At 73.9% G+C, this 19,635-nt stretch carries 16 protein-coding genes; 9 read left to right on the forward strand and 7 right to left on the reverse strand.

From position 1 onward, the window contains the following. Nucleotides 1-71: 71 nt before the first annotated feature. Together SNE206_RS14460 and SNE206_RS14465 are read right to left on the reverse strand one after the other, a co-directional pair. The gene (locus SNE206_RS14460; RefSeq protein ID WP_407913724.1) at nucleotides 72-1,142 is read right to left on the reverse strand and encodes a Gfo/Idh/MocA family oxidoreductase; all 1,071 of its coding nucleotides are present in this window, start codon (nucleotides 1,140-1,142) and stop codon (nucleotides 72-74) included. Nucleotides 1,143-1,180: 38 nt separating this feature from the next. Beyond that, nucleotides 1,181-2,200: a lytic polysaccharide monooxygenase gene (locus tag SNE206_RS14465; protein ID WP_407913726.1), complete on the reverse strand. Its 1,020-nt coding sequence runs from the start codon at nucleotides 2,198-2,200 to the stop codon at nucleotides 1,181-1,183. Nucleotides 2,201-2,556: 356 nt separating this feature from the next. On the opposite strand from SNE206_RS14465, the gene SNE206_RS14470 reads away from it, so the two are divergent. Both SNE206_RS14470 and SNE206_RS14475 read left to right on the forward strand, forming a co-directional pair. Then, the gene (locus tag SNE206_RS14470; protein ID WP_407913727.1) at nucleotides 2,557-3,336 is read left to right on the forward strand and encodes an HAD-IIA family hydrolase; all 780 of its coding nucleotides are present in this window, start codon (nucleotides 2,557-2,559) and stop codon (nucleotides 3,334-3,336) included. A gap of 498 nt (nucleotides 3,337-3,834) precedes the next feature. Continuing rightward, on the forward strand, nucleotides 3,835-4,551 hold the full coding sequence (locus tag SNE206_RS14475; RefSeq protein ID WP_407913728.1) for a uracil-DNA glycosylase: 717 nt from the start codon (nucleotides 3,835-3,837) through the stop codon (nucleotides 4,549-4,551). Between the two features lie 78 nt (nucleotides 4,552-4,629). Here SNE206_RS14475 and SNE206_RS14480 read toward each other — a convergent pair whose 3' ends face one another. Both SNE206_RS14480 and SNE206_RS14485 read right to left on the reverse strand, forming a co-directional pair. Beyond that, the gene (locus SNE206_RS14480) at nucleotides 4,630-5,337 is read right to left on the reverse strand and encodes a 3-oxoacid CoA-transferase subunit B (RefSeq protein ID WP_407913729.1); all 708 of its coding nucleotides are present in this window, start codon (nucleotides 5,335-5,337) and stop codon (nucleotides 4,630-4,632) included. 1 nt (nucleotide 5,338) lies between these two features. Further along, nucleotides 5,339-6,100 (reverse strand): CoA transferase subunit A, encoded by a 762-nt coding sequence (locus SNE206_RS14485; RefSeq protein WP_407913730.1) that lies wholly within the window; start codon nucleotides 6,098-6,100, stop codon nucleotides 5,339-5,341. A 385-nt stretch (nucleotides 6,101-6,485) separates the two neighbouring features. On the opposite strand from SNE206_RS14485, the gene SNE206_RS14490 reads away from it, so the two are divergent. The 6 genes from SNE206_RS14490 (at nucleotide 6,486) to SNE206_RS14515 (ending at nucleotide 12,606) form a co-directional block, all read left to right on the forward strand. Beyond that, the gene (locus SNE206_RS14490; protein WP_407913731.1) at nucleotides 6,486-7,805 is read left to right on the forward strand and encodes a substrate-binding domain-containing protein; all 1,320 of its coding nucleotides are present in this window, start codon (nucleotides 6,486-6,488) and stop codon (nucleotides 7,803-7,805) included. Nucleotides 7,806-7,861: 56 nt separating this feature from the next. Beyond that, the gene (locus SNE206_RS14495; RefSeq protein WP_407913771.1) at nucleotides 7,862-8,668 is read left to right on the forward strand and encodes an ABC transporter ATP-binding protein; all 807 of its coding nucleotides are present in this window, start codon (nucleotides 7,862-7,864) and stop codon (nucleotides 8,666-8,668) included. 95 nt (nucleotides 8,669-8,763) lie between these two features. Further along, nucleotides 8,764-9,579, forward strand: coding sequence for an ABC transporter ATP-binding protein (locus SNE206_RS14500; protein WP_407913772.1), 816 nt, complete (start codon nucleotides 8,764-8,766; stop codon nucleotides 9,577-9,579). Further along, nucleotides 9,576-10,442 carry a branched-chain amino acid ABC transporter permease gene (locus SNE206_RS14505; protein ID WP_407913732.1) on the forward strand — a complete coding sequence of 289 codons (867 nt, stop codon included), beginning with the start codon at nucleotides 9,576-9,578 and terminating at the stop codon, nucleotides 10,440-10,442. The genes SNE206_RS14500 and SNE206_RS14505 overlap by 4 nt, the downstream gene beginning before the upstream one ends. 107 nt (nucleotides 10,443-10,549) lie before the next feature. Beyond that, complete coding sequence (locus SNE206_RS14510) at nucleotides 10,550-11,656, forward strand: branched-chain amino acid ABC transporter permease (protein ID WP_407913773.1); 1,107 nt, start codon at nucleotides 10,550-10,552, stop codon at nucleotides 11,654-11,656. An 83-nt stretch (nucleotides 11,657-11,739) separates the two neighbouring features. After that, entirely contained in the window at nucleotides 11,740-12,606 is an 867-nt protein-coding gene (locus SNE206_RS14515; RefSeq protein WP_407913733.1) for an alpha/beta hydrolase, read from the forward strand. 49 nt (nucleotides 12,607-12,655) lie between these two features. Here the strand turns inward: SNE206_RS14515 and SNE206_RS14520 are convergent, their stop codons facing one another. Together SNE206_RS14520 and SNE206_RS14525 are read right to left on the reverse strand one after the other, a co-directional pair. After that, a complete protein-coding gene (locus SNE206_RS14520) occupies nucleotides 12,656-13,912 on the reverse strand; it encodes a hypothetical protein (RefSeq protein WP_407913734.1) in 1,257 nt (418 codons plus the stop codon). A gap of 291 nt (nucleotides 13,913-14,203) precedes the next feature. Further along, nucleotides 14,204-14,803: a DedA family protein gene (locus tag SNE206_RS14525; protein WP_407913735.1), complete on the reverse strand. Its 600-nt coding sequence runs from the start codon at nucleotides 14,801-14,803 to the stop codon at nucleotides 14,204-14,206. A gap of 743 nt (nucleotides 14,804-15,546) precedes the next feature. Between SNE206_RS14525 and SNE206_RS14530 the strand changes: the two genes are divergently transcribed. After that, a complete protein-coding gene (locus tag SNE206_RS14530; RefSeq protein WP_407913736.1) occupies nucleotides 15,547-16,692 on the forward strand; it encodes an LLM class flavin-dependent oxidoreductase in 1,146 nt (381 codons plus the stop codon). A gap of 129 nt (nucleotides 16,693-16,821) precedes the next feature. On the opposite strand, the gene SNE206_RS14535 is transcribed toward SNE206_RS14530, so the two are convergent. Then, nucleotides 16,822-19,299, reverse strand: a complete 2,478-nt coding sequence (locus SNE206_RS14535) for a putative bifunctional diguanylate cyclase/phosphodiesterase (RefSeq protein WP_407913737.1) — start codon at nucleotides 19,297-19,299, stop codon at nucleotides 16,822-16,824. Between the last annotated feature and the right edge of the window lie 336 nt (nucleotides 19,300-19,635).

Genomic DNA, 19,635 nt, shown 5'->3' on the forward strand with positions numbered 1-19,635 from the left:
GGGGAACCCGTCGGGGCCGACCGCGCACCGCGGTCGGCCCCGACGGCGTTCCCGGGCCCGGGCGGGCGGTGTCAGCCGAGCCGGACGGTGCTGCCGGTGGCGGCGGAGCCGCGCGCGGCTTCGAGGACGGCGAGGGTGGCGACCGCGTCGCGCGGGTCGACGGGCGGCGGGCCGCCGGTGGCCAGGGCGGCGGCGACCCCGGCGTAGTAGGCCGGGTAGTCGCCGGGGTCGGTGGGGGTGCGGGCCGCGCCCTCGTCGGTGCCGAGGGTGCCGTAGGAGGCCGGGTCGTCGGCCCCCCAGGGACGCCCGTCACCGGGGTGCCGACCGGCCCTGAGGTCGTCCTCCTGCGGGTCCATGCCGAACTTCACGTAGCCGGCGGTGTCGCCGAGCACGCGCAGCCGGGGGCCGCCGAGCGGGGCGAGGGCGCTCGTCCACAGGTGCGAGCGGACACCGGAGGCGTGCGTCAGGGCGACGAAGGCGTCGTCGTCGACGACCGCGCCGTCGCGCAGCGTCTCGATCTCCGCGTACACGCTCTCGGCCGGGCCGAACAGGGTGAGCGCCTGGTCGACGAGGTGGCTGCCGAGGTCGTACAGGGTGCCGCCCACCTCGGCCGGATCGGCGAGCTCGCGCCACCCGGGCTTCGGCTTGGGGCGGAAGCGCTCGAACCGCGACTCGAAGCGGTGCACCCGGCCGAGCACGCCCTCCTCCAGGAGACGGCGTGCGGTCAGGAAGTCGCCGTCCCAGCGGCGGTTCTGGAAGACCGACAGCATCACGCCGGCCTGCTCGGCGAGGTCGCACAGCGCGGCCGCCTCGGCGGCGGTGCCGGCGAGCGGCTTGTCCACGACCACGGGGATGCCGGCGGCGACGGCGGCCCCGGCGATCGGCACGTGCGTGCGGTTGGGGGAGGCGACGACCACCAGGTCGAGCTCGTCGCCGCGGGCGAGGAGCTGTTCGGGGGTGTCGACGGGCTGCGCGCCCGGGTGCACCCGGCGCAGCCGGTCGCGGCGGTCGGGGTTGGCGGTGACCACCGCGGCCAGCTGCAGTCCGGGGGTGGAGGCGATCAGCGGGGCGTGGAAGGCGGAGCCGGCCAGGCCGTAGCCGATCAGACCGACGCGGAAGGGGGGTCGGGGCACGCTGCTCATGTCCCTACTCAACCACGGCCGCGTCGGCCCGCCCGGTGTCAGCGGGCGTGCGCGCCGCGGCGGTGACGGCGGCGCAGGACGGCCATCGCGGTGCCCGACAGGAGGAAGGCCGCGCCGACCGCGGCGATCAGGCCGGTCGACCGGTCGGTGCCGGTGCGGGCCAGCTGCCGCCCGGCGGCGGGGGCCGTGGCGGGCGTGGGGGCGCTGCCGGGCGTGGTCGCCGGTGCGGCGGCGGACGAGGCGGCGGCCGACGCCGCGGGGGCGGCGGGTGCCGCTGCGGGGACGGCCATGGAACCGGTCGGCGTCGCGGTCGGCGTCCCCGGCGCGGGAGCGGTCGGGTGCACGTGCTGCGCCCCGCTGCCGGCCGACGGCACGGGGGCGGTGCCCGCGACGGTGCCCGTGCCGTCGAACACCACGTCGGAGCAGGAGTAGAAGGCCTCCGGGCTGTCCGAGCGCTGCCAGATCGCATAGATCAGCTGGCGGCCCTTCAGCCCGGACGGAACGGTGCCGGGCAGCACGTACTGACCGTCCACCAGCTGCGGGTCGGTGACGGTCAGGAACGGCGTGGACTGCAGGTCGGACCAGCCCAGCGGCCGCGTCGGGTCGTACGCCGTGTTGGTGACGTACAGCCGGAACGTGCCGCGGTGCGGGGCGGTGGCACGGAACCGGAAGGTGAAGGCGGCGCCGGCGGTCAGGCTGGTCGCGGGCCAGTCGGCGCGGGCGAGGTCCAGACCGGCGAACTCGGCGTTGCCGGCGCTGCAGAGCCGTCCGTCCGGGATGATCTCGCGGTGGCGGCCGCCGGCGTCGCCGATCCGGACACCGTTCCAGTCGTACACGGCCTGGGTTCCGCCGTGCGCGATCGCCGCCGCGCAGGCCGCCGACCTCGGGTTCTCCGGGCCCTCCAGGTAGCAGCCGGAGACCCGGCTCAACGGGTTCTGCATGGAGCCGTGGGCGGCGGCGGTCCCGGTGCCCAGCGTGCCGGACAGGGCCAGCCCCGCGAAGGCGCCGGCCAGCACGGTGACCCGGCGTCGGCGGCAGGCGGACGGGCGAGCGGACATGGGGGAGCTCCTCGGGGGAGGGAGGGGTGAGGGCGGGGGCGCTGCGTCCTGCACGCTAGCCAGTGCGGACCGGCGGATTGACGGTCACCCAGTGCCGTTATGGGCCGCTTAAGGACACCTTGAGGCGGTGGGCCGCCCGGCAGGACGGCCCGCGCGCCCCTCCTGCCCGGTCCCCGCCACGGGCCCCGAAGTCCGCAGGGCGGGACGTCCTCCCGTCGGCCAGGTGTGCGGATTAGGCTGGGCCCGTTGGGGCAGCCGGCAGGACCCCCACACGTCGCGGTCCGGCCCGCTGCGGGTCACCGGGCGGAGGGGTGCAGTTCAGAACGACCACCCGCACGATCTCGGGAGACACGCACGTGGCAGACCGCAAGCCCATCGAGTCCTGGCTGACCGACATGGACGGCGTCCTCATCCATGAGGGCACCCCGATCCCCGGGGCGCAGGAGTTCCTCCGCCGCCTGGGGGAGTCCGGCAAGCCGTTCCTGGTGCTCACCAACAACTCCATCTACACCCCGCGCGACCTCAGCGCCCGCCTCGCCGGCATGGGCCTGGAGGTGCCGGAGGAGTGCATCTGGACCTCCGCCCTGGCGACGGCGAAGTTCCTCAAGAGCCAGCGCCCCGGCGGCACCGCGTACGTCATCGGCGAGGCCGGCCTGACGACCGCGCTCTACCAGGCCGGCTACGTGCTCACCGACAAGGACCCGGACTACGTGGTGCTGGGCGAGACCCGCACCTACAGCTTCGAGGCCCTCACCAAGGCGATCCGCCTGATCAACGCCGGTGCCCGCTTCATCTGCACCAACCCCGACGAGACCGGGCCGTCCACCGAGGGCGTGCTCCCGGCCACCGGCTCGGTCGCCGCCCTGATCACCAAGGCGACGGGCGTCGAGCCCTACTTCGTCGGCAAGCCCAACCCGCTGATGATGCGTGAGGCCCTCAACACGGCGGGCGCGCACTCGGAGTCCGCGGCGATGATCGGCGACCGCATGGACACCGACGTGGTGTCCGGCATGGAGGCCGGCATGGAGACCATCCTGGTGCTCACCGGCCTCACGGCCCCGGCCGACGTCGAGCGGTTCCCGTACCGGCCGACCCGCGTCGTGAAGTCGATCGCCGACCTGATCGACGAGATCTAGCGCCACCCGCGCACAGCCCGCGCGGGCCCGCTCCGGGGAGGGGCGGAGCCCGCGCAGGGCCGCCGTCCCGCGGGGTACACCGGGTTCGGCGGGTTCCACCGGGTTGCGCGGGGTCTGCCCGCCCAGGCCGGCCGCGGCCGTCGTTCTCGCCCCGCTGGTGCTGCACCTGCCGGTTCTCTCGGTGCCCGACCTGCTCACGGTGCTGCTGACCGTGCTGAACGCCGTCGGGCACGCGCGGTCCGACCGGACCGCGTCCGTACGGCCGGCCGGACCCAGGTCCCGAGATCTCCAGGTCCCGAGCGAGGTCCCCGCGCCCACCGGTCGGCGCCACGGCGCACCACCCGCTGCGCAGCCCGGGCCGCGGGCCGGACCACGGGCCTGACCGCCGCCGGCGCCGACCGGTGGGCGCGGGGTGTCGGTCCGGGTGTGTAGCGTTCGGGTTGTAGAAGTCGTACGTCGGAAGCGGCTGTTGCGGGATGCCGCGCGGTCGGTGGGAGGTTGGTCGTGACGGATCTGGCTGAGGCGGGCGTGGGCGCCGGTTTCGAGGTACCCGAGTCGTGGCGGGAGGCGCTCGCCGAGGAGACCGGCAAGCCCTACTTCGCCGCGCTCGCCGCCTTCCTGGCGACGGAACGGGCCGAGCACCAGGTCTTCCCGCCGAGCGGGCAGGAGTTCTCCGCCCTCGCGGCGACGCCGTACGACAAGGTGCGCGTGCTCGTCCTCGGCCAGGACCCGTACCACGACGACGGCCAGGCCCACGGCATGAGCTTCTCCGTGCTGCCCGGCACCAAGACCCCGCCGTCGCTGCGGAACATCTTCAAGGAGCTGGACGCCGACCTCGGCATCCCCGCCCCCGACAACGGTTACCTCATGCCCTGGGCCGAGCAGGGCGTCCTGCTGCTCAACGCGGTGCTCACGGTGCGTGCGCACGAGGCCAACTCGCACAAGGCCAAGGGCTGGGAGAAGTTCACCGACGCGGTGATCAAGGCCGTCAGCGCCCGCGAGGAGCCCTGCGTCTTCGTCCTCTGGGGCAACTACGCGAAGAAGAAGCTGCCGCTGATCGACACGTCCCGCCACGCGGTGGTGCAGGGCGCGCACCCGTCGCCGCTCTCCGCGAAGCTCTTCTTCGGCAGCCGGCCGTTCTCGCAGATCAACACGGCGCTCACGGAGGCCGGCGGCGAGCCGATCGACTGGACGATCCCGAACCTGAAGGGCTGAGTCCGCCCGGGGACGACGGAGGCCCGGCCGGGGTGCTGCGCGGTGTGCGCGGTGCCCCGGCCGGGCCTCCGTCGGGGATCAGTCGGTGTCGTCGCCGAACCCGGCCGGCACCAGCAGCGGCGGCTCGCTGGCCGCCCGGACCTCCGCGACCGTGCGTCCCGGCGCCACCTCCACCAGCACGAGCCCCTCCGGCGTGACGTCCAGCACCGCGAGATCCGTGACGATCCGGTGCACGACGCCCCGGCCGGTGGCCGGCAGGGTGAGCTCGTTCACGATCTTCGGCGAGCCGTCGCGGGCCACGTGCTCCATCACGACGATCAGCCGGCGCGCCCCGTGCACCAGGTCCATCGCGCCGCCCATGCCCTTGACCATCTTGCCCGGGATCATCCAGTTGGCGAGATCGCCGCCGGCCGACACCTGCATCGCACCGAGCACCGACACGTCGATCCGACCCGCCCGGATCATCCCGAACGAGAACGCCGAGTCGAAGTAGGCGGCGCCCGGACGGACGGTCACCGTCTCCTTCCCGGCATTGATGAGGTCCGGGTGCTCCGTGCCGGCCTCCGGGTACGGGCCCACGCCGAGGATGCCGTTCTCGGAGTGCAGCACGACGTGCACACCGGGCGGCAGGTGGTCGGGGATCAGCGTCGGCAGGCCGATCCCGAGGTTCACGTACTGGCCGTCGCGCAGCTCGCGGGCCGCCCTCGCCGCGAGCACGTCCCGCGGGTCGGCGGTGGCGCCGTCGGTGCCGGGAGCGGTCGTGGTGATCGTGGTGGTCGGGGACATCTCAGGCCTCCAGGAGAGCCGGCCGGACGGTGCGTCGCTCGATCCTGCGGTCGGCCGGGTCGGCCGCGACCACCCGGTCGACGTAGACGCCGGGCAGGTGCACCGCGTCCGGTGGCAGCTCACCCGCCTCGACGATCCGGTCGGCCTCCACGACGGTGATCCGCCCAGCCGCCGCGCACAGGGGGTTGAAGTTGCGGGCGGCGGCGTGGAACACGCAGTTGCCGTGGCGGTCCGCCACCTCCGCACGGACCAGCGCGAAGTCGGCCGTGATCGCCTCCTCCAGCAGGTAGCGGCGGCCCCCGAACTCGCGGACCTCCTTCGCCGGCGAGCACACGGCCACCGAGCCGTCCGCCGCGTACCGCCACGGCAGCCCGCCCTCCTCGACCTGGGTGCCGACCCCGGCCGGGGTGAAGAACGCCGGGATGCCCGCCCCGCCGGCCCGCAGCCGCTCGGCCAGCGTGCCCTGCGGTGTGAGCTCGACCTCCAGCTCGCCGCTCAGGTACTGGCGGGCGAACTCCTTGTTCTCCCCGACGTACGAGGACGTCATGCGGGCGATCCGCCCGGCGTGCAGGAGCAGGCCGAGGCCCCAGTCGTCCACGCCGCAGTTGTTGGAGACGACCTGCAGGCCGCCGGTTCCGGCTGCGGCGAGCGCGCCGAGCAGGGTGCTGGGGATACCGCACAGCCCGAAGCCGCCGACGGCGAGGACCGCACCGTCGGGGATGTCCTCGACGGCGCGATCGGGGGAGTCAAGGACCTTGTCCAAGGGGTCACCTCACGGGGTTCGGGCTGGTGGGGCGGGCACGGGCCGGTGCAGGCGGGCCCCGGTCCGCCGGCCGGTGTGCCGGCCGGTGCGTCGGCCAGTGCGCAGGTCGGTCTGCCGGTCGGGCGGTGGTCGGGCGGTGGTCGTGCCGGGGTGGCGCCGCCGGACCACCCTCACCGGGGAACAGCGCCCGTTCCATGGCGGTGCACGACAGCAGAACGGGTCGGGCGGTGTCGCCCGGCCACATGGGCGCGCAGCTGACGGCCGGACATGGCCGAGACCCACACAGTGCGGGCCTCGGGTACGTCGACCGGCGCCATGTCGCCGGCCCGGGCGCGCTCCTACGGTTCCGGCATCCACCCCGCAGCACCCTCAGGAGCCGGCCATCATGCGCAGCAGTCTCGTCACCAGTGTCAGAGCAGCCGGAACCACCGGGGATCCCGTGCAGCAGGGGCGTGCCGGCACGCCGGGCGGGACCGGCCGGACGGGACGCCCGGGGCGTGCCGTGCGCAAGGCCGCCCTCCTCGCGGTGTGCGGGGTGCTCGCCGTCGGCTGTGCCAAGGCCGGCACCGCGGGAACGGCCGACGCGAAGAGCGCCGACGCGTCCGGCCCGGTGAAGGTCGGGCTGCTCTACTCCCGGACGGGGCCGCTCGCCGCCTACGGCAAGCAGTACCTCGAAGGCTTCAAGGCGGGGCTCGACTACGCGACCAAGGGCACCGGCAAGGTCGACGGGCATCCGATCGAGTTCGTCGAGCAGGACGACGCGGGCGATCCCGCGAAGGCGGTCTCGGGGGCGAAGGAGCTGATCGGCAAGGGGTACAAGATCCTCGCCGGCTCGACGGCCTCCGGTGTGGCCCTGCAGGTGGCGCCGTTCGCCGCGCAGAACAAGGTGCTCTTCATCAGCGGCCCGGCCGCCGCGGACAAGGTCACCGCACTCAACACGTACACGTTCCGGTCCGGGCGCCAGTCGTACCAGGACACGCTGACCGCCGCCTCCTTCATCGGCGAGGCGAAGGGCAAGAAGGTGACGGTGCTCGCCCAGGACAGCGCCTTCGGCCAGGCCAACGTCGCCGCGGTGCGCGCCGTGCTCGGGAAGGCCGGTGCGACCGTCGACGCCGTCCTCGCCCCTCCCAGCGCCACCGACCTCACCCCGTTCGCCACGCAGGCCAAGGCGTCCAAGCCCGACCTCCTGTTCGTCGCGTGGGCCGGCGAGACCGCCTCGGCCCTGTGGACGTCCCTCAACCAGCAGGACGTCTTCGCGGCGACCAGGGTCGTCACCGGCCTCGACCTGGCCGCCTCGTACCCGCTCTTCGGCCCGGCGGCCGAGAAGATCTCCTTCCTCAACCACTACTTCCCGGGTGCCGCCGGCACCGACGTCGAGCGCGCCATGACGGACTCCGTCGCCAAGGCGGGCGGCAAGGCCGACATCTTCACCCCGGACGGCTTCACCGCGGCCCAGATGATCGTCCACGCGATCGAGGCCAACCACGGGTCGGCCGACGACACCGCGGCGCTGGTGAAGGCACTGGAGGGCTGGAGCTTCGACGGCGTCAAGGGCCGGCTCAGCATCCGCGCCGAGGACCACGCCCTGCTGCAGCCGATGTTCCAGGTGAAGCTCACCGGTACCGGTGCGGCGGCCAGGCCCACCGTGGAGAAGGTGCTCACCGCGGACCAGGTGGCGCCGCCCGTCACCGCGATGGCGGGCTGATCCTGATGCAGCCTCCCGTATCCGCGGCGGGACCGCAGGAGCCGGTGGCGGGCATACTGGTGACGCCGGGCACGGCGGCGGCAGCACCGGGCACGGCGGCGACAACGGCGCCGGGCACGCCGGTGCTGCGGCTCCGTGGGCTCGGCTGGTCGGTCCGAGGTGTCCCGATCCTGGAGGACGTCTCCTTCGCCGTGGACGAGGGCGAGTTCATCGCCTTCATCGGGCCGAACGGTGCCGGCAAGACCTCCCTCTTCAACCTCGTCTCCGGGCTCCACCCGGCGACTCACGGCACCGTGGAGCTGGACGGCGTCGACGTCACGGCCCACGCCGTCCACGCCCGGGCCAGGCTCGGGCTCGGCCGCACCTTCCAGACCTCTTCCCTGTGGAACGGGATGACGGTCGCCGACCACGTCCGCCTGGCTGCCCAGGCCGCTGCCGGCCCGGGGGCCTCGTACCGGTTGTGGCGCCGTGCCGACCGGTACGACGCCCAGGTCGCGGAGACGCTGGAGCGCACCGAGCTCGGGCACCGCGCAGACACCCTGGCGGGCGCACTGTCCCACGGCGAGAAGCGCAAGCTGGAGCTTGCCGTGCTGCTCGTCGCGGACCCCCGGCTCATCCTCCTGGACGAGCCCATGGCCGGTGTCAGTGCGGAGGAGGTGCCGGCGCTCACCGAGCTGATCCGCTCCGTGCACCGGGATTCGGGCCGGACGGTCCTGATGGTCGAGCACCACATGGACGTCCTGCTCGGCCTCGCGGACCGGGTCGCGGTGATGCACCACGGCACTCTTCTGGCATTGGACGCTCCTGCAGCAGTGATGGCGGACGCCACCGTGCAGCAGGCCTACCTGGGTGAGGCGCTGTGAACGACAACTCCTTTCGGACGGCGGGACGGACGGCGGGACGGACGGCGCCGGAGGCGGACGGACAGCGGGACGGCAACGGCGCCGCCGGCGGTGCGGTGGTCGCGGAACCGCTGCTCGCCGTCCGGGGACTCCGGGTGGTGATCGACGGGCTGCACATCCTCCACGGTGTGGACATCGACGTTGCGGCGACGGGCGTCACCGCCCTCCTCGGGCGCAACGGTGCCGGCAAGACCACCACCGCCAAGGCGGTGATGGGACTCGTCCCGCGGACGGGGAGCATCCGCTTCGACGGGGTGGAACTCGCAGGCCTGCCCACGCACCAGGTGGTCCGGCAGGGCATCGGCTACGCCCCCGAGGACCGCGGCATCTTCGCCGGCCTCACCGTGGCGGAGAACCTCCGCCTGGCCGAGCGGGACGCCGAACCCGCGTACGACCTGGTCCACGAGTTGTTCCCCGAACTGCGCACGCGGGCGCGGCAGCTCGCGGGGACGCTCTCGGGCGGCCAGCAGCAGATGGTGGCGATCGGCCGCACGCTGCTCAACCGCAACCGGCTGGTCATCGCGGACGAGCCCACGAAGGGCCTGGCTCCGAAGATCGTCTCCGAGGTGGCGGAGGTTCTCGCCAGAGCCGCCGAGCGGGTTCCGGTGCTCCTCGTCGAGCAGAACCTGGCGCTGGTGAGGCGACTGGCCGACCGGTGCGCCGTCCTGGCCGACGGCCGTACCGCCCACCAGGGTGTGGCCGCCGATCTGCTGGCCGACGAGGAGGCCGCCCGCCGCCTGCTCGGTGTGGGTGGCCGAAGGACGGTGGAGCCGGTGACGCACCCGGCCGCGGCTGCGGCGTCCACCGGGTTCCTCCAACGGGCTGCCGACCCCGATCCGACCGCATCCGTCACGGAGGTGATCTCCCCATGAGCACTGTTGTTCTCCTTGTCTGTACCGGTCTCGGGCTCGGTGCGCTGTACTTCCTGGTGGCTTCCGGCCTCTCGCTGATCTTCGGGCTGATGGACGTGCTGAACTTCGCCCACGGCGCGCTGCTGTCCGTGGGGGCCTACGCATCCTGGTGGGCCGCGGCCGAGGCCGGGATGTCCTTCTGGCTGGCCGTCCTCTTCGGCACGGTGGTGGGCACCCTTGCCTCCGTCCTGCTCGAACTCGTGGTCATCCGGCCTCTCTACAGCCGTCCGCGGGACCAGATCCTGGCCACCGTCGGTGTCGGGCTCGCCCTGCCCGCACTGCTCATGGGTGTGTGGGGGGCCGATGCCAGGCCCTTCCCGCAGCCCTCGGAACTCTCCGGCACCGTCGGCCTGTTCGGTGCGGTCGTGCCCGTCAACCGCTTCGTCCTCATGGGGGCGGCCCTGGCCGTCCTGTTCGCCCTGCGGCTCTTCCTCGCCCGCACCCGGTACGGGCTGATCGTCCGGGCCGGTGTCGAGGACCGTGCCATGGTGACGGCCCTGGGGATCGACGTCCGCCGTGCGTTCACTCTCGTCTTCGCCATCGGAGGCGCTGCCGCCGCTCTGGGCGGGGCCCTGGCCGGCCTCTACTTCGGGTCCGTGAACCCCGGTCAGGGCACGGGTCTTCTGATCTTCGCCTTCGTCGTGGTCGTCATGGGAGGCATGGGCTCCGTCACCGGTGCCGCGGTGGCATCGGCCGCGGTCGGTCTCGTGCAGCAGTTCGCGAACTACTACACCGCCGCCGGTCTGGGTGATCTCTCCGTCGTCGTACTCCTGGCCGTGCTTCTCCTCGTACGGCCCCGTGGACTCACCGGGAGGCTCGCGTGAGCTCCAGCACCTCGACCACGAGCACCGGCAGCCCGGACGGGATCGCCGATCCCGTCCTCAGCAGTGTTCCTGACGGACATTCTGGATCCGGCGGACGTGAACGCACCATCCCTCGAACAGGTGAATCATTCCGTCACGGCTCGACGCCGGGCCGACGGGCACTACGCTGGTGGCCGATCGCTCCGCTGATCCTGCTCCTTGTCGCCCCCTACAGTGCGCTTCCCCTCCCCGGGCTCCTCGACGGCCCGCTCGGCAGCCCCGGAAGCCTCCAACTCCTCGCCCTGTGCCTGGTCTACGGCGCCCTCGCGACCGGCTACGACCTTCTCCTCGGCCGCACGGGCCTGCTCTCCTTCGGCCACGCCCTCTACTTCGCCACGGGCCTCTACGGCACCGAGCTCGCAATGATCGAGCTCCGCCTCCCCTTCGCCGCCGCGGCCGTGATCGGCACCGCCGCCGCGACCCTGCTGGCCCTCGCGCTCGGAGCGGTCAGCCTCCGCGTGACAGGCATCGGCTTCTCCATGGTCACCCTCGCCTTCGCCCAGGCCGGGGCCATCCTCGTGCAGCGGAATCCCGGCGGCCTCACCGGCGGCGAGGAGGGCCGGGCCGCCCCGGCGGACCTGATGCCCGCCTGGACGGTCGGCATCGGCAACACCGCCAACCTCTACTGGATCGCCCTCGGGTACCTCGTCGTGACGCTCGCGATCGTGCACCACGCCGTCAACTCGCCCACCGGACGCATCTGGGCGGGCATCCGGGAGAACGAGCGGCGCGTCGAGGTGCTGGGCCTGCGGCCCTACGGGTACAAGCTGATCGCCTTCGTCCTGGCCGGCGGTCTCGCCGGTGCGGGCGGCGTGGTCCACCTCCTGCTCACCGGTGGCGCCACCCCGCAGGCCGCCACCTCGGACGCCACCCTCGCCCTCCTCGTGATGGTCGTGCTGGGCGGCTCGGGCACCCGCTGGGGCCCGCTCCTCGGCGGGGTGATCTACACCTGGGCCGGCCACCGCCTGGGCGACCTGGCCAACTCCTCGGCGGTCGCCGACCTGCCCGCGGTCCTGAAGGTGCCGCTCTCCCAGCCGCTCTTCCTGCTGGGCATACTCTTCGTGGTCGTGGTCTACCTGCTCCCCGGCGGTCTGGCCCGTCTCCCGGGCCGGCTGCGGGCCGCCCGCGGCGGGTCGGCCGTCCCCGTCCGCACCCGTGAGAGCGAGGCAACGTGAGCACGCCCGACGTCGCAGGTCATGTCACAGGTCATGTCACAGACCATGTCCCAGGTCATGCCGCAGGTCACGAGGAACTGACCGTGGCCGTTCCCGGCGGAGACCTGACGGTGCTGCGCTGGCCGGCCCGGACGCCGCACGCGCCGACCGTGGTCGCCGTCCACGGCATCACCGCGAACGCACTCGCGTGGGGGGCGGTCGCCGACCGCCTCGCCGGGCGGGCGGTGCTCGTCGCCCCCGATCTGCGGGGCCGGGCCGGCAGCCGCGAGGTCACCGGGCCGTTCGGCCTCGCCCGGCACGCCGACGACGTCGCGCAGGTCGTCCAGGCCCTCGGCCTCGGGCCCGCCCTCCTGCTCGGGCACTCCATGGGGGCCTGGGTCGGTGCGCTCACGGCCGTCCGGCATCCGGAGCTGGTGCGCCGCCTGATCCTCGTCGACGGTGCGCTGAGCTTCCCGCTCCCGGCCGGCGTCGACGAGGACGACGCCCTGGCCCACGTCCTCGGTCCCGCACTGACGCGGCTGTCCATGACCTTTCCCGACCGTGCGGCGTACCGGGATTTCTGGCAGGCCCATCCGGCGTTCGCCGGTGCCTGGACGGACCGCTGGGACGCCTACACCCAGCGCGACCTGGTGGGAGAGGAACCGGAGCTCCGATCCTCCTGCGTGCCGGACGCGATCCGGCAGGACGGGCGCGAGGTCCTGCTCGACGAGGACGCCGCGGCCGCGATCCACCGGCTGCCGTGCCCCGCCGAACTGCTCTGGGCCGAGCGCGGCCTGCTCGACGAACCGCAGGGCCTGTACGACCCGGTCCGGATCGAGCGCGCGGGCCTCGACACCACCAGGGTTCCGGCCACGCGGGTGCCCGGCAGCAACCACTACTCGATCATCGGGGGCACGGCCGGGGCGGACGCCGTCGTCGAACGGATCCTGGACGGCGGGTCCGCGGCCTGACACCACCGGGGACCGCCCCGGCCGCGCCCCCGTGCGGCGGTGTCGGGCGTCAGCCCGTCGTCGCCCCGAGGAAGGCCTGCCAGCCGTCGGCCGGGGCCTTGCCGACGCCGAGCGTCCGCAGCTTCCGCAGCGTCGACTCGTCCTGCACGTCGAGCCATTCGACGAGCTGACGGAAGGAGACCAGGCGGACGTCCGGCTTCGCGGCGATCTCCTTCATGGTCTCCTCGACCGCGTCCATGTAGATGCCGCCGTTCCACTGTTCGAAGTGGTTGCCGATGAACAGCGGCGCCCGGTTCGTGGTGTAGGCCCGCTCGAAGCCGGCCATGTAGGCCCCCTTGGCCTGGGCGCGCCACTCGCCGTACCGCGCCGGGTCGCCCTTGGTCGTGCGCGACTGGTTGGCGAGCATGTTGTAGTCCATCGACAGGACCTGGAACGTGTGGCCGGGGAAGGGGATCGCCTGCAGCGGGAGGTCCCAGATCTTGCCGTCCTGCACCTTCTGCGGCCAGATCTGCTGGCCGCCGGGTGAGCTGGCGTCGTACCTCCAGCCGAGCTTCGCGGCGGTGGGCAGCAGGGCCTTCTGGCCTTCGAGGCAGGGCGTGCGGCCGCCGATGAGCTCCTTCCTGTAGTCGAAGGGCAGCGGCTCGACGTCGGAGAAGCCGGTGTTGGTCCGCCACCCGGTGACGAAGGAGATCGCCTGCTGGATCTCGCTCTCCCAGTCCTCGGGGGTCCACTTGTTGACGCCGTTGTGGTCGGAGCGGCTGGAGCAGAAGTGCCCGTTGAAGTGGGTGCCGATCTCGTGGCCGTCGAGCCAGGCCTGGCTGATCAGCTTGACCGTGTTCCGCACCGCGTTCCCGGACAGGAAGGGTATGTCCGACGCGCCCACGGAGTGCCGTGGCGGGTGGTAGAGGTTCGCCTTCTCCTTCGGCAGGGTGTAGATGCCGGAGAGGAAGAACGTCATGGCGGCCTTGTGCTCCTCGGCGATCTTGAGGAACCGGCCGAACTGCCCGTCGTCGGTCGCGCCGGCGCCGTCCCAGGAGAAGACGACGAACTGCGGCGGCTGCTCGCCCGGCTTCAGCTTCTCGGGCTTGGGCTGGTTCGGCTGGATCCCGGAGTCCGAGGTCGAACCGTCCCCCAGCGGGGTCGCCTTGACGGGCTGCACCGTGGGCTGGGTGCCGGTCGCGCTCGCCCGGCCGCCCTGCGCGTCCTTGGAGGCGGATCCACCGCCGCCCGAGCACGCCGTCACCACTCCGAGTGCCGCGGTGGCCGCACCGGCACTCAGCACGGTCCTGCGCGAGATGCTGCTCATGGTCTCCCCCTGGGCGTGGCACCGATGGCGCGGCCGGCACCCTGGCTCCGCGTGGCCGTCCGGGCGCGCCGACATCATCGGGCGATCGATCATGTGTGCTGTTCAAGGATGGCAGGCGCCGCGGGAGTGCCGGGGCGCCGAATGCCACCGCTACCCATCACGCGGGGAGGCCCGTGACGGCTCCCGTTCCGGCCGACTGTTGCCGTCCTGAGACAGGACGGGCTTCGACCGCCCGGCCTGCGGGTCGCCGGGTCGGGCGGACGCCCGGTGCGACGTCCGCGCACCGTCGGGTCAGCAGGCGACGGCGGTCCGGCGCCGGCGCCTGATCAGCCGGGCGATCGAGGTGCTGATGAGGGTCGCCGCCGCGCAGGAGACCGCGAGGCTCAGCCAGGCGGTGTCGAACCAGTGGCTGTTCAGCCACCCGAGGCTCACGATGTACGTCGCCCAGATCACGGCCGCCAGGGCGGACCACCGCAGGAAGAGCCGGGAGGAGTCCCGCGAGTGCCCGACCGCGAGATCCAGGATGGTGCGCCCGGCGGGCACGAACCGCGCCACGATGACGATGACGGCCGCGGCCCGGCTGGTCCGCTGCGCGAGGCCCTCCTGCACGCGTTCCACGGTGGTGGCCAGGCCAGGCCGGCTGGCGAGCCGGCGCCGCACCGCGGGAGCCCCGCGACGGGCCAGCTGCAGGAGCAGCAGGTCGCCGAGGAAGGAGGCGACGGCCACGCCGGCGCCGAGCAGCAGCGGAGCACCGTCGACCTCGGACGTTCGCAGAACCGCGAGGATCACCAGTGTGCCGCTGGGCAGGAAGGGTAGGAAGGCGTCACCGAGCACGGCGCACAGCGCCAGCGCGCAGATCCATGTCGGGCCGATGACGGCTGCGGCGTCCAAGGTCGAGCTCCCTCCAGACCGCCCGGGGGAGAGCAGTGCTGCAAGGAGTAACGCTAGCGACTCGACCTTTCATGCCGTGAAGCACCCCCTGTGCCGAGCTTCACAGCCCTGGCCGGAACCATCCCGCGCCGCCGGACCGGCACGGCCATCGCGGGCCATCGCGGGCCATCGCGGTCGGGCGCGGTCCTGCGCTGCCTGGCGCGGGCGTGATCGCGGGCGCGGCCACCGGCCGGCGGGGATGCACATCGGGCCGGGCGGAGTGCTCGGCCCCGGGGAAGCGGGCCGCCCGGATGCCGCCCGCGCGCGGACCTGTCCCGACACGGCACGAGCCCCCGGAACGGGGTGCCGTTCCGGGGGCTCGTACAGACGGCGCGGCGCTGGTCCAGCCCGGCTGTCTTCGTCAGGAGCGCGGTCGCACATGCACCGCACTGGTGAGTAACTTTGCCCGATCCGATCCTCTGACGCGACCTCAGGTACTGGCGACTTCCGGCGCTGGCATGAAGTCGCCAGCGCCCTGCGGTCCAGGTCAGGCGGGCACCGGCCGGGCCCGCCCGGGCAGGCGGGCCGGCGCGCGGCCAGCCCCCGCCCCGGTGGCCGGTGCAGGGCCCGGGGCGTGCCCGGGCCGGGCGGCCGGGAACACCCGCGGCCGGTCCGGGGTTGTTGTCCCACTGTCCACCGGTCACGCGGTGGCGCCGGTGCAGCGGCATCGCAGACACATCGCGGAGATCGGGAGGACGGGCGGCATGAGCAGCGAGGACCAGCGGCCGAGCGGGACCAGCGGGGCGCAGGCCACCCCATCCGAGGACGCAGGCCGGTCGGAGGACGCCGTCCGGGGCCGGGCCCGGGGGTCCGCGCCCGCCCCGCTCTCCATCCTCGACCTCGCCACGGTCGGCGCCGGCCACACCCCGGCCGAGGCGCTCGCCGCCACGACCGACCTCGCCCGCGGCGCGGAGGAGTGGGGCTACCACCGCTTCTGGGTCGCCGAGCACCACGGGATGCCGGGGGTGGCCAGCTCCACCCCGGCGGTGCTCCTGGCGCACCTCGGCGCGCACACCACGACCCTCCGGCTGGGTTCGGGGGGCGTCATGCTGCCCAACCACGCGCCGCTGGCGATCGCCGAGCAGTTCGGGCTGCTGGAGGCACTCCACCCGGGGCGGATCGACCTCGGCCTGGGCCGCGCCCCGGGCACGGACCAGGCCACCGCCCGGGCCCTGCGGCGCGGCCTCGCGGACGGTGCGGACGACTTCCCGCAGCTGCTGTCCGAACTGACCCACTTCCTCGACGCGGACTTCCCCGCCGGCCACCCGTACGCACGGCTGACGGCCGTGCCCCAGGGGCCGGAGCGGCCACCGGTCTGGCTGCTCGGATCGTCCGGTTTCAGTGCCCGGCTCGCGGGCCGGCTCGGCCTGCCCTTCGCCTTCGCCCACCACTTCAGCGCCGCCAACACGGAGCCCGCCCTCGACCTGTACCGGAGCTCGTTCCAGCCCTCCGAGGTGCTCTCGGAGCCGTACGCGCTGATCGGTGTGAGCGCGGTGGCCGCCGACGACGAGGCCACGGCGCTGTGGCTGTCCCGTTCGGCGGGGCTCGCCATGCTGCGGCTCCGGCAGGGACGGCCCGGCCCGATCCCGACCCCGGACGAGGCCGCCGCCCACCCCTACACCGAGGCGGAGGCGGACTTCCTCGCCACCTGGCTGGGCAACGTGGTGCTCGGCGCCCCGGGGGACGTGGCGGACGGCCTGGAGGCACTGCGCAAGCGGGTCGGCGCGGACGAGTTGATGGTGACGTCGCACATCCACGGCCACGCGGCACGCCACCGTTCCTACCGGATGATCGCGGACGCCTACGGGCTCACCGCCGACGGCCCCGCGGCCGCCGGACCGGTGGTCTGAGTCCGTCCCGAGCCGTCCTCGGCACCGCCCCGCCCCGCACCGCGAGTGCCGGGCGGGGCGGTGCGGGGGGTCGATGCGGGGCCGCACCCCGCCCGCCCCGCCTTCCCCGCCCCGCCGCCGCAGGCGTGATCACCGCGAGCGGTTCTCGCGGAGCATCGCGGCCACCAGGTCCGCCGCGCCGGGCTTGGCGAAGTACCAGCCCTGCGCGGTGTCGCAGCCGGTGAGGCGGAGGCGTTCGGCCTGGGCCGCGTTCTCGATGCCCTCGGCCGTGACGGTGAGCCCCAGGGCGTGGGCGAGCTGCACCATCGCGCCGACGATCTGCTCGTCCGCCTCGGTGCGGCGTGCACGCAGGCCGTCGGCCTCCCCGGCGGCCGGCCGGCCGCCGTCGGCACGGCTGCCGACGGCCCCCGCGTCGCGGAAGCCCTCGACGAAGGTGCCGTCGAGCTTCAGCACGTGGACGGGGAGCCGGGAGAGGTAGGCGAGGTTGGAGTAGCCGGTGCCGAAGTCGTCGATGGCGATCCGGATGCCCATGTCGGCGAGCGCCTGCAGGGCCTGCAGCGGGCGTCCGCCGGGGCCGAGCAGGGCGCTCTCGGTGATCTCCAGCTGGAGGAGCCCGGCGGGCAGCCCGGTACGCCGGAGCACCTCGGCGACGTCGGCGACGACGTCGGAGTCCCAGATCTGGCGTGCGGCGAGGTTGACGCTGACGAACGTGTCGGCGTCGGGGAACTCCGCCAGCCAGTGGCGGGCCTGACGGCACGACTCCTCCAGCACCCACTTGCCCAGCGGCACGATCGCCCCGGTCTCCTCCGCGAGCGGGATGAAGCGGTCGGGCGACAGCGTGCCGAAGCGCGGGTGACGCCAGCGGACCAGCGCCTCGGCGCCGTGCACGAGGCCGTCCGACAGCCCGACGAGCGGCTGGTACTCGACGGTGAACTCGCCGCGTTCGAGCGCCGGCCGGAGCGCGGTGGAGAGCAGCTGCCGGGTCAGCTGGTGGGCGCCGCGCGCCGGGTCGTACAGCGTCCAGCGTGCCCGGCCGTCGGCCTTCGACCAGTAGAGCGTGGAGTCCGCGTCCTTGAGGAGGTCGGTCGGCGAGGTGCCCTCGACCGGCCGCTCCACGACGCCGACCGACGCCGTGACCACGAGCCGGTGCCCGGCGATCTCGAACGGCCGCTCCAGCGCACCGAGCAGGCGGTCGGCCAGGCTCGTGAGCTGCGCCGAGCCCTCGCTGTCGGTGACCAGCACGGCGAACTCGTCCCCGCCGAGCCTGGCCACCAGCTGGCGGTCGCCGCGGGCGAAACCGTTCTCCAGGCGGGCGGCCACGGCGACCAGCAGCCGGTCCCCGATGTGGTGGCCCAGGGTCTCGTTGATCGCGGCGAAGCAGTCGAGGTCGAGGTAGCAGAGCCCGATCCGCTGCTGCTGCCCGTGCTCCGGGGCCGCGCGCCCGGGGCCGCCCGCCGACGTGCCGGTGGACCTGTCCGCTGCGCCCGTGCGCGCCGGACGGAGCGCCCCCGCCCGGGTCGAGCCGCCGGTCACCGCACCGGTGAAGTCCGTCCGGCCCGCTGCGCCGTGCGCCGTCCGCCCGGCACCGCCGCCCGCCGGTGCCGCCGTGCCGGCCGGCAGGCCCCCGGGCACCGCGGGAGGCGCCCCGACGGGCAGGGCCGGCGGCACGGCGGGGGGTGCGGAGGCAGGAACGGACCTGCTCACCGACGGCGGTACGGATGCCGGGAGGGAGCCCGGTGCCGACGTGGACGTGCGGGCCGACCGGGACCGGTCCGCAGCGGGACGGGCCGGGAGGAACGCGGCTTCGAGACGCTCGAAGAAGAGGGTCCGGTTGGGCAGTCGCGTCAGCGGGTCGTGCAGCGCCTGGTAGGCGAGCCGGTCGCCGAGCAGCCGCTGCTCGGTGACGTCCTCGACCATCGCGAGCGTGTAGAGGGGCTGCCCGGTGCTGTCCCTGATCAGGGAGATGGTCACCTTGCTCCACACCGACCGGCCGTCGCGGTGCTTGAGCCGCTTCTCGACCTTGATCCGGTCGCGTCTGCCGTCCACCAGTTCGCGGTAGAGGCGCTGCGGGGTGTCCTCGGGGTCGATGATGTCGTGGATGTGCGTGCGGCCCAGCTCGGAGGGCTCGCACCCGACCATGGCGGCGAAGGCCGGGTTCACCTCGATGATCCGGTCCTCGGGGTCGATCAGGGCCATGCCGATCCCGGCGTCGGCGAACACGGCCCGGAAGCGTGATTCGCTGGCCCGCAGCGCGGCGAGGAGGTGCTCGCTGCCACCGTCGCTGCCGTTCCCGCCGCCGCTCCTCCCGCTTCCCCCGCCGCCGAACGGGCCGGAACAGGTGGGACAGACGGGCTGCGGCTCCTCGCCGTGCGGGCTGTCGGCGGCACCGTGCGGGGCGTCGGCGGCGCGCGGCTGCGCGGCCCGGCCCTGATCGGCCCGGTGGAGCTCCGACCGCGGCTGATCGGCGCGGCGCTGATCGGTGTGGCGCTGGTCGGGGTGGGGCGGGGGCGCGTGCGCCGGCTCCGGGCGCCCCGGTCGTTCCCGGTGCAGCTCCTCGTACCGCACGACCGAGTGGTGTGCGTCGACCCCCTCGTTTCGGCCCGGCACGGCATGCTCCCGTCCGCTGCTCCCACTGAGATCCGGACGGTTGCCCGTGCTGCAGTGGTCCGTGTTTTCGGCGGTCCGCGCCCGCGGTCGATCGAACCCCTCGGGGCCGGGCCGTCGCCGCCGATCATAGGCGGCGCACGGAAGCTGAAGCGACTGCTGCGAGGGCGATTCGCCGGGTTTCTGACGAAGGGTGGGACTCCGCGCCCCGGACGCACCCGCGCCCCCGGTCCCGCGGGGTGGCGGAAGCGGGGGCGCGGAGGGCGCGCGTACGGCGCGTCGTCGGTCGGGGCCCGGGCCGGGCCGGTCGGCGGGATGCCGCCGGACCTGCGGAGACCC

This window comes from Kitasatospora sp. NE20-6, assembly GCF_045862635.1.

Excerpts from the sequence above, each read along its gene's own strand:
- SNE206_RS14460 (WP_407913724.1), bottom strand. The coding sequence starts at position 1,142 with ATGAGCAGCGTGCCCCGACCCCCCTTCCGCGTCGGTCTGATCGGCTAC.
- SNE206_RS14465 (WP_407913726.1), bottom strand. The coding sequence starts at position 2,200 with ATGTCCGCTCGCCCGTCCGCCTGCCGCCGACGCCGGGTCACCGTGCTG.
- SNE206_RS14480 (WP_407913729.1), bottom strand. The coding sequence starts at position 5,337 with ATGTCCCCGACCACCACGATCACCACGACCGCTCCCGGCACCGACGGC.
- SNE206_RS14490 (WP_407913731.1), top strand. The coding sequence starts at position 6,486 with ATGCGCAGCAGTCTCGTCACCAGTGTCAGAGCAGCCGGAACCACCGGG.
- SNE206_RS14505 (WP_407913732.1), top strand. The coding sequence starts at position 9,576 with ATGAGCACTGTTGTTCTCCTTGTCTGTACCGGTCTCGGGCTCGGTGCG.
- SNE206_RS14520 (WP_407913734.1), bottom strand. The coding sequence starts at position 13,912 with ATGAGCAGCATCTCGCGCAGGACCGTGCTGAGTGCCGGTGCGGCCACC.
- SNE206_RS14530 (WP_407913736.1), top strand. The coding sequence starts at position 15,547 with ATGAGCAGCGAGGACCAGCGGCCGAGCGGGACCAGCGGGGCGCAGGCC.